We start from the raw sequence: 11,746 nt of genomic DNA, 5'->3' as shown, positions 1-11,746 counted from the left end.
CAAACCTCGGGGGCGGGGGGGCGGGTGGGGGGGTGCTCACCCCGCGGCCCCTGGGGGGGGGCGCGATACTCCCCGGGCTCCCCACACCATCCGGCGCTGCCGCCGACCGCCCCGGGGCCGCGGGGGGGGGCCTCTTCGTTTTGCGCGAAGCTTGCGCGATCCCGCCGTGCTGCAAACGGAACTCGCATTTTGTCGCCGGCCCGCCAAGATAAGGCTTGCAATCTGGGATATGGTATACCAAGCTCGCGATCGCGCTTGCGACGATAAGCCACAATATTGCGACATCAGGTCATCTTGTGACCGGTGCCGAACCAGACAGGCGCTCGGGAGGTTTTTGATGATTTCCAGCACCGATGGCGCTGTCACAGCCGCGCCTCTTCGCACAGGTTTCCGTTGGCTCCAGCTCGTCATGGGCATCGTGTGCATGGCGATGATCGCCAACCTGCAATATGGCTGGACGCTGTTCGTCGATCCGATCGATCACGCGCACCATTGGGGACGCGCCGCGATCCAGCTCGCTTTCACCATCTTCGTCGTCACCGAAACCTGGCTGGTGCCGATCGAGGCCTGGTTCGTCGACAAATACGGCCCGCGCATCGTCATCATGTTCGGCGGCGTCATGATCGCGCTGTCGTGGATTCTCAACTCCTATGCCGATAGCCTCACCTTGCTCTACGCGGCCGCGATCATCGGCGGCATGGGCGCGGGCGCGGTGTACGGCACCTGCGTCGGCAACGCGCTGAAATGGTTTCCCGATCGCCGGGGCCTTGCCGCCGGTGCGACTGCCGCCGGTTTCGGCGCGGGCGCTGCACTCACCGTCGTGCCGATCGCCGCCATGATCGCAACGAGCGGCTATCAGCACGCGTTCCTCACCTTCGGCATCGGCCAGGGCGTCATCGTCTTCGTGCTCGCCTTCTTCATCCAGCCGCCGCGGATTTCGATCCCGCCGAAGAAGAAGCAGCTCAATCTGCCGCAGACCAAGATCGACTTCACACCGCCCCAGGTGCTGCGCGCCCCTATTTTCTGGGTGATGTATCTCGTTTTCGTCATGGTCGCCTCCGGCGGCCTGATGACCGCGGCGCAGATCGCCCCGATCGCGCACGACTTCAAGATCGCCGACACGCCGGTCACGCTCGCCGGCTTCCAGATGGCGGCATTGACGTTCGCGATCTCGCTCGACCGCATCTTCGACGGTTTCGGACGGCCCTTCTTCGGCTTCGTCTCCGACACGATCGGCCGCGAGCACACCATGTTCATCGCCTTCGGCACCGCCGCGCTGATGCTGCTGACGCTGTCGGCCTATGGCCACGTGCCTGTCGTCTTCGTGCTCGCCACCGCGGTCTATTTCGGCGTGTTCGGCGAGATCTACTCGTTGTTCCCTGCCACGTGCGGCGACACCTTCGGCTCGAAGTTCGCGACCACCAATAACGGGATGCTCTACACGGCGAAGGGGACGGCGTCCCTGCTCGTTCCGCTCGCGAGCGTGATCTCGGCCACGTATGGCTGGAAGGCCGTGTTCGTGGTCGCGGTGGCACTGAACGCGACGGCGGCGCTGATGGCGCTATTCGTGATCAAGCCGATGCGCCGCTCCTTCATCCTCGGCAAGGAAGCCGAGAGCGCCAACGCCGCGACGGGGAACGCCAAGACCGAGACGGCATAACGAACACGCATCTTGCACGGGTGAGACAGGGGCGCAGCGATGCGCCCCTTTCTTTTTGGCTTACGGCAAACGTCAGCATTGCTGCCGCAAGATTTTTCGGATGAGCCAAATCGAGTGCTTGACGGTTGGCATTATGTATACCACACTTGCTTCATCATTCACCCAAGGAGGTTGCAATGCTGGTCGGAGACATTCTGCGCAAGAAGACACCGCGCGTTGTCACGGTGCGAATGAACGAAACGGTTGGTATCGCCGCCAAGCTGATGCGCGCCAACAATATCAGCGCACTGGTGGTGAAGGACGTGGTCCGCTCCGAGGGCAATACCGCGGTCGGCATGTTCACCGAACGCGACGTCGTGCGCGCCGTCGCCGAGCACGGCGCCAATGCCGTCAACGTCAAGGTCTCGCAGCTCGTCTCGGTGCAGCAGCTCGTGTCCTGCACGTCGAGCGACACGATCGAGCACGTCCGGCATCTCATGAACCGGAATCACATCCGGCACCTGCCTGTCATCGACGATTACAGCCTCGTCTCGGTCATCAGCATGCGCGACATCGCGTCCTTCATGGACGAAGCGATCAACGGCACGCCGCAAGCAGCTTAAAGCGTCTCACTTCCCCTGCGACTACCGGACCCGGCTCGGACCCTTCCGAGCCGGACCGGATCTTTCGTCCCGAAATCCCGGCTTCCGCTGTTTCGCGAGGATTCCATGAAGATCTGCATCTACGGCGCCGGCGCAATCGGCGGCTATCTCGGGGTTCAGCTCGCGCGCGCGGGCGCCGACGTCAGCCTGGTCGCACGCGGCGCGCACCTTGCCGCGATGCGCGAACGCGGCCTGACCCTGGTCGCGGGCGAGGAGAAGCACACCGTGCATCCGCGCTGCACCGACGATCCGGCCGAGCTCGGCGTGCAGGACTACATCATCATCACGCTGAAGGCGCACTCGATCACCGGCGTGATCGAGACGATGCAGCCGCTGCTCGGCCCCCACACCCGCATCGTCACTGCCGTCAACGGCATCCCCTATTGGTACTTCTACAAGCATGGCGGCCAATACGAGAATTCGACGCTGGAGAGCATCGACCCCGGCGGACGGCAGTGGCGCGAAATCGGCGCCGAGCGCGCCATCGGCTGCATCGTCTATCCCGCCACCGAGATCGAGGCGCCCGGCGTGATCCGTCACGTCTACGGCAACAACTTTCCGCTCGGCGAGCCCTCCGGCGAGACCACCCCGGACGTGCAACGCCTCGCCGATCTCTTCGTCGCAGCCGGGCTGAAAGCGCCGGTGCTCGACCGCATCCGCGACGAGATCTGGCTCAAGCTGTGGGGCAACGTCTGCTTCAACCCGATCAGCGCACTCACCCATGCAACGCTCGACGTGATCTGCACCGATCCAGCCACCCGCGCGCTGTCGCGCGCGATCATGATGGAGACGCAAGGCATCGCCGAGACGTTCGGTGTCAAATTCCGCGTCGACGTCGAGCGCCGCATCGAAGGCGCCCGCAAGGTCGGCGCGCACAAGACCTCGATGCTCCAGGATCTCGAGCGGGGCCGCCCGATGGAGATCGACCCACTAGTCACAGTCGTGCAGGAGATGGGCCGCCTCACCGGCGTCGCCACCCCCGCGCTCGATTCCGTGCTGGCGATGGTGACCCAGCGCGCCCGCATCGCCGGTCTCTACGACGGCATCTCGACGCCATCAGATCCGCGCGCATTGGCGGTGGCATGATGGCTGGCGAGATCAAACGATGGCTCCGCTTCCGCAAGAGCGGTGCGACCGGTTTCGGCACGCTGAATTCGTCAGGCATCAGCGTGCATGAGGGCGACATGTTCGGCCGCCATGCAGCCACCGGCAAGACGCTGGCGCTGTCGGAGGTCGAACTGCTCGCGCCCTGCGCGCCCAGCAAGATCGTCGCGCTCTGGAACAATTTTCACGCGCTCGCGGTCAAGCTCAACCAGCCCGAGCCGCCGGAGCCGCTCTACCTCCTGAAGGCCACCACCAGCATCACGACACCCGGCGCGGTGATCCGCCGTCCCTCTTATTACGACGGCAAGGCCACGTATGAAGGCGAGCTCGGCATCGTCATCGGCAGGACCTGCGCGCGGGTGTCGCCGGCGGAAGCGGACGGCTTCATCTTCGGCTACACCTGCGTCAACGACATCACCGCCAACGACATCCTGACCAGCGATCCCACTTTCCCGCAATGGGCACGGGCCAAGGGCATCGACGATTACGGCCCGTTCGGCCCCGTCATCGCCACCGGTCTCGATCCGGCAAAGCTGGTGGTGCGCACCATCCTCAACGGCGCGGAGCGGCAGAACTATCCGATATCGGACATGATCTTCACCGCGCAGGAGCTGGTCAGCAGGATCTCCCATGACATGACCCTGCTCCCCGGGGACCTCATTGCCGTCGGCACCTCGGTCGGCGTCGGCGTGATGAAAGAGCCGGTGAACACGGTAACCGTCGCGATCGAGGGCATCGGCGAGCTGACCAACGAGTTTCGGCTTTAGCCACCAACGCGGTGCGGTAGCCCGGATGGAGCGAAGCGAAATCCGGGAGCGGCTTCAAGGCTCGCAGAACCCGGATTGCGCTTCGCTCCATCCAGGCTACGAGAGCCCCCTCCAACCTCGGGTCCCCCCGGCACCCACTTCCCCTCCACCGATCGGCTGACGCATTCAGCCGTGGATCGTGCGACCGGACCTGTCCGGCAAGCCCCCGCCGCCCTTGATCTCGGTTCCGCTCTCCAATAGCAATTATGGCGATAATGTGTGCCGGCGTGAGGAAGTCACGATGTGGCTGGTTTTCCTGGTTGCCTGGTTTGTTCTGCTCACCGCCATCGCGATCTTCGCCCAGCAGGCGCTCGGTTACGATGTCGGCCACCTGCCCGCCTGGTTCGGAGGTCTGCCCGTCCCGCAGCGGTTTGCGACCGGCGCGATCCTGGCCCTGGCGCTGGCCCTGATCGGCGCCTCCGCCTGGCGGCTCTCGCGCCAGGACCGGCGCCTCGACACGTTGCGCGACCGCCTCAAGAAGACCCGCGACGACGTCGTCGTCGCCCACGCCCTGCAAAACCACCTCGACGCCACCGTCCGGCACCTGATCGAGAGCGATCCGCGGGAGGCCGTCTCCGCCCTGCACGACAAGCTGGGCGAGACCGAGCAGCGGGCCCTGCTGCAGCGGGGCCGCAACGAATCCACCGACATGCACGACCAGCTCGCCGAAATCCGCCGGCGCCAGCAGGAACTGCGCGACATGGTCGGCAAGGTCGCCGAGCAGCGCCGCGCGGTCGAGCCGGTTTTCACCGAGATCCGCGACCGCCAGAACCAGCTCGAACGCTCGCTGCACAACCTTGAGACCGACGACCGCAAGAACAACCTAGCCGACCGGCTGAAGGACATCGCGCGCGACGTATCGACGCTGCTGTCCCGGGTCGGCACGGTCCAGAACACCTTTGCGACCCTGAACCAGTACAAGGAAGATCTGGCGAAGTCCCACGCCGAGCTGGTGCCGTTGCGCGCGTCGGACGCCGGCCTCAATGCCTTGATCGGCGAGCTGAGCCTCGGTCATGAGCGCCTCGCCAAGAGCGTCGACGAGCTCGAAACCGGCGGCGAAGCCCCTCTCGGCGCCCGCGTCGAGACGCTGTCGAAGAACAAGATCGAGATCGAGCAGCGCCTGGCCCGCATCGACGACAGCTTCCACATCCTAAAAGGCATCGGGCTCGATTTCGAAGAGCTCGGCCAGCGCCAGGCCCAGCTCGAGCGCTCGCTGGCCGGTGTCGAGACCGACGCCGACGGCAAGACGCTTGTCGACCGCCAGAATGCGCTGAACGATTTTGTGCTCCAGTCGCGCCAGCGCCTCGGCGCGTTACAGGAAACGCTGGCGACGCTGAACGCCTTCAAGGCGGAGCTGTCGAAGTCGCAGGCTGACCTCGTCCCGCTGAAGGCGCCCGTATTCGGAATCGAAGCCATGATCGCGGACGTCGGTACCACGCGCGATCTCCTCGCCAAAACCGTCGGCGAGATTGAGGCGAGCGGCGACGTCACCCTCGCCTCGCGCGTCGACGCGCTGACCAAGAGCAAGCGCGAGGTCGAAGACCGCATCGCCCGCATCTTCGACAATTTCAACGCGCTCGACGGCTTGCGAAAAGACATCGGCGGCATCTTCTCGACGATCCGGAACAGCCTCAACCGGATCGGGTGAAGGCCATCAATCCCGCGGGATGGTTCGAACCGCGATCCCCATCCGCGCGACCAATCCGGACATGCGCTTGATCCTCGGCCTCCTCTCCGCCCTGCTCGGCGCGCTCGCCGGCTGGTTCGCCCTTGCCGCACTGGTGATCGCGCTGGCCGGGCCAGACCGCGATGGCGGCATCGCCATGGGCGCCTTCTTCGACATCGGTCCGATCGGCGGTGTGGTTGGCCTGATCGCCGGCATCTGGCTGTTCGTGCGCTTCGGCCTGGTCCGGAATGCAACGCCACAGCCGCCCGCGGAAACCTCCGACACCACGCCTCACCGCACCACGCGGCTCTCCGCACCCTTTGCTCTCACTGTTCTACTCATCGCGGCAATCCTTGGCTATTGGGGCTGGTACGGCCTCATCCGCTCGCCCTATCTCAGTCACGGCTACATGACGCTCCACATCGAGTTTCGCCTTCCCGCTGGCATGACGCTGCCGGACAAGGCGGAGGATGTGCACATCGAGGTCGAGGAAGCGACCGGGTATGCCAATGCCGATTTGCCTCCGAACTGGCGCGCGCATGAAGGCGAGCGCAAAGCGATCATTGCCTCCACGTCGTTGTCGTACAAAACGCGTCATCGCGCCGTTAGCCTGACGCTTCCGGGTTCGCCGACGCAGAGCTGGCCGATCGATCTCCCCTCCGATCCTGATCCCACCCCTGGCTTTTCACCCTGGCGCGTGGCGGGCGACCCCTCACCGGCGAAGATCGAGATGCATTTCCGCCTCAGCGCCGATCACTGAGCGAACGAGCGGCGCGAGGGCGAAACATTCAGACACATCACATTTCGGCGCGCTCGGCAGATGCCGCCAACATGTCGCGCGGATGCCGCACTGTGGTCGCATTCGGCCGCCCTTCTGTGAGGCGTGTCTGGGGGCACGGCGGTGCCGTGTTTGGACCAAACCTTCTAGGGGTATGACTGTGAAGAAGATTGTATTTGTCGTGGGTGCTACGCTTGCTCTGGTGACGGTTGCGAATGCTGCGGATCTGCCGCGCCGCCAGCCCGTTCCCGTCTATTCCGAGCAGGCGCCGATCGGCAAGATGCCGATTGGCAAGAGCCCGGTTGGAAAGGCCCCGATCGGCAAGGCGCCCGGCCCCGTCGCGGCGCGCTACTGACGCGCAGAGAAATACGCGCAGAAGCAAGCGTTGACTCTGCGTGAGTGGCCGACAGTCGAGGGGCATAGCGTGACGAACAAACCTGATCGATCGGGACCCTGCATCCTTGCGGGATTCGCGCTCGCGGCCATGCTCGCGTGCACGACACCCTCGGCCTCCGCCCACGAAGCGAACAAGCGCGTTGCTGAGGCAAACGCGCTTGCCACGACCGAGACCGCATCACGGCCGGCGCCGCAAACGACGCGGCGCGCAGTCGCGCGCGCGGAGAAAGGTCCGTACTACGTCGATTTCCGCGCCCGCACGGCCGCGAGCTGGGGCCACGCGTTCGTCTGGTACGGCAAGACCAGCGAGCGCGCCGTCGAGGTGGCAGGGCTCACGCCCGCCGGCGACACCTGGGCCTATGTGCTCGGTCACCTCACCTGGGTGCCGGCGGAGACCGGCGCGAGCTACGGCGATCTCGACCCGGACTATTTGACCGCGAACTACCGCGTCTATCTGAACGAAGCCGACGCGAAGCGCGTGTTTGCCTATATCAAGAAATTGCAGGCGAGCTCGCCGGTCTGGAACGCGGAGACCACCAATTGCACCGGCTTCATCGGCGACATCGCCGAGTATATGGGATTGAAGGTCCCCTACCGCTGGCAGCGCCCCGAAAACTTCGTCAACAGCCTCAAGGAAATGAACGGCGACCGCCAGATGGTGCGGCTGTCGACGGAGTAGTTCTTCGCTCCACACTCAGTGTCATTGCCCGCGAAAGCGGGCAATCCAGTATTCCAGAGACAGCGAGGCTAGAGCCGGGACGCCGCGGCGTACTGGATGCCCCGGTCAAGCCGGGGCATGACAACGGCGTTTGAGGGAAAAGCCTGCGCCGTCACGCCGCGGCTCGTCCCAATTATCCGCCCCGCGGAATCCCCTCGCCTCCCGCATGCTCGCCCCGCCCCCATCGCACGCCGGCGCAATAGACATTTCCCGACCCTGGCGGCATCCTGCCGCCATCAACCGATAACTGAGCCTGCCATGCAGGCGGGGGAAACGCATCATGCTGCAGACACGGTTCACCAAGCTCGTCGGTGTCGAGCACCCGATCGTCCAGGGCGGCATGCAATGGGTCGGGCGTGCCGAGCTGGTCGCCGCCGTCGCCAATGCCGGAGCGCTCGGCTTCATCACGGCGCTGACCCAGCCGACGCCGGAGGACCTCCGGAAGGAGATCGCCCGCTGTCGCGATCTCACCGACAAGCCGTTTGGCGTCAACCTCACCATCCTGCCCGCGATCAAGCCGCCGCCTTATGCCGAATATCGCGCCGCCATCATCGAGAGCGGCATCAAGGTGGTCGAGACCGCCGGCAACAAGCCGCAGGAGCATGTCGACGAGTTCAGGAAGCACGGCGTCAAGGTCGTGCACAAATGCACCAGCGTCCGTCACGGGCTCTCGGCCGAGCGCATGGGCGTCGACGCCATCTCGATCGACGGGTTCGAATGCGCGGGCCATCCCGGCGAGGACGACACCCCCGGCCTGATCCTGATCCCGGCCGCCGCCAACAAGATCAAGATCCCGATGATCGCCTCCGGCGGCTTTGCCGACGCCCGCGGCCTCGTCGCCGCACTGGCGCTCGGCGCCGAAGGCATCAACATGGGCACCCGCTTCATGGCGACGAAAGAGAGCCCCATTCATCAGCTCATCAAGGAGAAGATCGTCGCCAATGACGAGCGCGAGACCGAGCTGATCTTCCGCACCATGCGCAACACTTCCCGCGTCGCCAGGAACGAGATCTCGACCAAGGTCGTCGCGATGGAGAAGGAAGGCGCCAAGTTCGAGGACATCCGCGAGCTCGTCGCCGGCGCCCGCGGCAAGATGGTCTACGCGACCGGCAACTCGGACGAAGGCATCTGGTCGGCGGGCCAGGTCCAGGGCCTGATCCAGGACATCCCGACCTGCGCCGAACTGATCTCCCGCATCGTGCGCGAAGCGGAGGCGATCATCCGCAGCCGGCTCGAAGGCATGATCGTTCATCCGACAGCGCAGGCTGCGGAATAATCACTGCAAGAAGCGAGAGCAACACATGAAGGCTTATGTCTACGGCCCTGGTGGCGCTACGATTTCCGACGTCGCTCAACCAAAGCCTGAAGGCACGCAGGTGCTGGTCCGCGTCCGCGCCTGTGGCCTCAATCGCGCCGACACCGGCATGCGCAAGGGCCACGCCCATGGCGCGGCCGGCGGTGCTGGGACCGTGCTCGGCATGGAATGGGCCGGCGAGGTCGCCGCGCTTGGACCGGATGCCAAAGGCGTCAAGGTCGGCGACCGCATCATGGGCTCGGGCGGCGCGGCGTTTGCCGAATACACGCTGGCTGACCACGGCCGGCTGTTCCGCGCGCCCTCGAACATGAACTTCGAGGAAGCCGCCACCCTGCCCGTCGCGCTCGCGACCATGCACAACGCCGTCGTCACCATCGGCGGCGTGCAGCCCGGGCAAGCGGTGCTGATCCAGGGCGCAAGCTCCGGCGTCGGCCTGATGGCGATGCAGATTGCGAAACTCAAGGGCGCCAGGCTGGTGATCGGCTCCTCGACCGATGCGGCTCGCCGCGGCCGACTGAAGGAGTATGGCGCCGACCTCGCGGTCGATTCCTCCGACCCCACATGGGTCGACGAGGTGCTGAAGGCGACGAACGGCGAAGGTGTCGACCTCATCGTGGACCAGGTCTCGGGCAAGGTCGCGAGCCAGAACCTCGCCGCGACGAAGGTAAAAGGCCGCATTGTCAATGTCGGCCGGCTCGGCGGCACCCATGCCGATTTCAACTTCGACCTGCACGCGGCGCGCCGCATCGACTATGTCGGCGTCACCTTCCGCACCCGCACCATCGCGGAGATCCGTGAGATCTTCGACGAGGTCAAGAAGGACATCTGGGGCGCGGTCGAGTCACGAAAACTGCAGCTGCCGATCGACAAGGTGTTCGCTTTCGACGACATCGACAAGGCGTTCGAGCACATGGAGGCCAACAAGCATCTCGGCAAGATCGTCGTGACGCTGCCTTAACATTCGAGGGGCCAAAGACCTCGGTCTCGTAGGGTGGGCAAAGCGAAGCGTGCCCACAATGTGTCAGCGTCCCCGAAAGATGGTGGGCACGGCGCTCCGCGCCTTTGCCCACCCTACAAAACCAGGGGGGTCATCGCTCCTGCAACTCACTAGCGTCTACGCCTGTGGATCGTCGCTTGATGTTCAGTCACAGGCTGCTAAATCCCCCGCCATGAGCTCCCAACATAACAAGACCTCGGTCGCAGCGATCTCGATCTTCGCCAGTGGCGGCATGGCGGCGGCCAAGTTCGCGGTCGGGATCGCGATCGGCTCGCTGGCGCTGATCTCGGAGGCGCTGCATTCGTCGATCGACCTGGTCGCGACCATCATCACCTGGGCGGTGGTGCGGGTATCCGACAAGCCGGCGGATGAGGAGCATCATTACGGCCACGGCAAGCTCGAAAGCGTCTCGGCGCTGGGCGTCACCGCCCTTCTCTATGTGCTCGCCGGCGGCATCCTGGTGGAGTCCTACAGCCGGCTGCGCGAGGGAACCGCGCCGCCGACCATTTCGGCCGTGCCGTTCGTGGTGCTGGTGATCGACATCGTCGTCAATCTGTGGCGCGCCCGTGCCCTGCACCGCGCCGCGCGGGAGACCAGGAGCCAGGCGCTCGCCGCCGATGCGCTGCATTTCGCCTCCGACGTGATGGGCTCGTTCGCCGTGATCGTGGGCCTGATCCTCGCTGGCCTCGGCTTCTGGTGGGGCGACGCGGCTGCCGCCGCCGCGGTGGCCGTGATGATCGCCCTGCTCGGCCTGCGCATGGCCGGCTCGACCGTGCAGACGCTGGTCGACCGTGCCCCCGAAGGCGCGCATGAGACGGCCACGGCCGCGATCCGCAGCGTACCGGGTGTGATCGACGTCGAGCGGCTCCGCGTGCGCATGGTCGGGGCCACCACATTTATCGACACGATCGCAAAGGTGCCGCGGACTTACCCCATCGACCGGGTCGAGGACATCAAGCGCAGCGCGCAAGCAGCCGTCGAGAAGGCGTTCGGCGATACCGACCTCACCTTCACCGCAGTCCCCGTGGCGCGCGACAACGAGACCGTGCGCGACCGCATCATGGTCATCTCCCACAATTCGGGCCTCGCCATCCACCACGTCACGGTGCACGACCTCGGCGCCAAGCTGATCGTCAGCATCGACCTCGAGGTCGACGCCGGGATGCAGCTCGATGCCGCCCATGACATAGCCAACACCCTGGAACGCAACATCCAGGAAGAGTTCGGCGCGGACGTCGAGGTCGACGTCCACATCGAGCCGCTCGAACCGGAACTGCCGTTCGGGGTCGACGCCGCACCGGAACGGGTGCGGGTCATTGCGGCCGCCCTGACGGAATATGCCGCCGGCGGCGAGATCCACGACATCCACAATGTCCGCGTCCGCAACACCGACGCCGGCGAGATCGTCAACTTCCACTGCCGTGCCGAGCCGTCGATGAGCGTGATCAGGGTGCACGAGCATGTCGATGCGATCGAGCGCGCGTTGCGGCGCGCGTTCCCGAGCGTGAAGCGCGTCATCAGTCACGCAGAACCGCCGCGCGCGTGACAGAGAATGTGCGAGGAGTCACACGTTCTCGTTTCGGACTCGCCGCGCACGTAAGTTTGCGGACGCGCGACGCACAAACTGCGCGTTGGATAAGAATAAATTCGCGTTAACGATTCGTT

The 11,746-nt window shown here is 65.1% G+C and carries 11 protein-coding genes; all 11 read left to right on the top strand.

Annotated elements, in window-relative coordinates:
* Positions 1 to 337 precede the first annotated feature (337 nt).
* Positions 338 to 1,660 carry an oxalate/formate MFS antiporter gene (gene oxlT, locus AC0L3A_RS14440; protein WP_007593337.1) on the top strand — a complete coding sequence of 441 codons (1,323 nt, stop codon included), beginning with the start codon at positions 338 to 340 and terminating at the stop codon, positions 1,658 to 1,660.
* A gap of 176 nt (positions 1,661 to 1,836) precedes the next feature.
* Positions 1,837 to 2,262, top strand: a complete 426-nt coding sequence (locus tag AC0L3A_RS14435) for a CBS domain-containing protein (protein WP_007593342.1) — start codon at positions 1,837 to 1,839, stop codon at positions 2,260 to 2,262.
* Positions 2,263 to 2,367: 105 nt separating this feature from the next.
* The gene (locus tag AC0L3A_RS14430) at positions 2,368 to 3,387 is read left to right on the top strand and encodes a 2-dehydropantoate 2-reductase (RefSeq protein ID WP_354127485.1); all 1,020 of its coding nucleotides are present in this window, start codon (positions 2,368 to 2,370) and stop codon (positions 3,385 to 3,387) included.
* On the top strand, positions 3,384 to 4,172 hold the full coding sequence (locus tag AC0L3A_RS14425; protein ID WP_473254621.1) for a fumarylacetoacetate hydrolase family protein: 789 nt from the start codon (positions 3,384 to 3,386) through the stop codon (positions 4,170 to 4,172). The genes AC0L3A_RS14430 and AC0L3A_RS14425 overlap by 4 nt, the downstream gene beginning before the upstream one ends.
* A gap of 280 nt (positions 4,173 to 4,452) precedes the next feature.
* Complete coding sequence (locus tag AC0L3A_RS14420) at positions 4,453 to 5,859, top strand: hypothetical protein (protein ID WP_473254620.1); 1,407 nt, start codon at positions 4,453 to 4,455, stop codon at positions 5,857 to 5,859.
* Between the two features lie 61 nt (positions 5,860 to 5,920).
* Positions 5,921 to 6,637: a hypothetical protein gene (locus AC0L3A_RS14415; protein WP_473254619.1), complete on the top strand. Its 717-nt coding sequence runs from the start codon at positions 5,921 to 5,923 to the stop codon at positions 6,635 to 6,637.
* Positions 6,638 to 6,809: 172 nt separating this feature from the next.
* On the top strand, positions 6,810 to 7,010 hold the full coding sequence (locus AC0L3A_RS14410) for a hypothetical protein (protein ID WP_007608336.1): 201 nt from the start codon (positions 6,810 to 6,812) through the stop codon (positions 7,008 to 7,010).
* Between the two features lie 69 nt (positions 7,011 to 7,079).
* On the top strand, positions 7,080 to 7,730 hold the full coding sequence (locus AC0L3A_RS14405; RefSeq protein ID WP_473254618.1) for a hypothetical protein: 651 nt from the start codon (positions 7,080 to 7,082) through the stop codon (positions 7,728 to 7,730).
* Positions 7,731 to 8,049: 319 nt separating this feature from the next.
* Entirely contained in the window at positions 8,050 to 9,045 is a 996-nt protein-coding gene (locus tag AC0L3A_RS14400) for an NAD(P)H-dependent flavin oxidoreductase (protein ID WP_007593350.1), read from the top strand.
* Positions 9,046 to 9,070: 25 nt separating this feature from the next.
* The gene (locus tag AC0L3A_RS14395) at positions 9,071 to 10,042 is read left to right on the top strand and encodes a quinone oxidoreductase family protein (protein ID WP_473254617.1); all 972 of its coding nucleotides are present in this window, start codon (positions 9,071 to 9,073) and stop codon (positions 10,040 to 10,042) included.
* Between the two features lie 211 nt (positions 10,043 to 10,253).
* Positions 10,254 to 11,627, top strand: coding sequence for a cation-efflux pump (locus AC0L3A_RS14390; protein ID WP_007593356.1), 1,374 nt, complete (start codon positions 10,254 to 10,256; stop codon positions 11,625 to 11,627).
* Positions 11,628 to 11,746: the final 119 nt, after the last annotated feature.

It is taken from the genome of Bradyrhizobium sp. MI1.3 (assembly GCF_055811695.1).
Note: the sequence above shows the minus strand (reverse complement) of the source record. Positions and strands in the feature narration are given on the sequence as shown.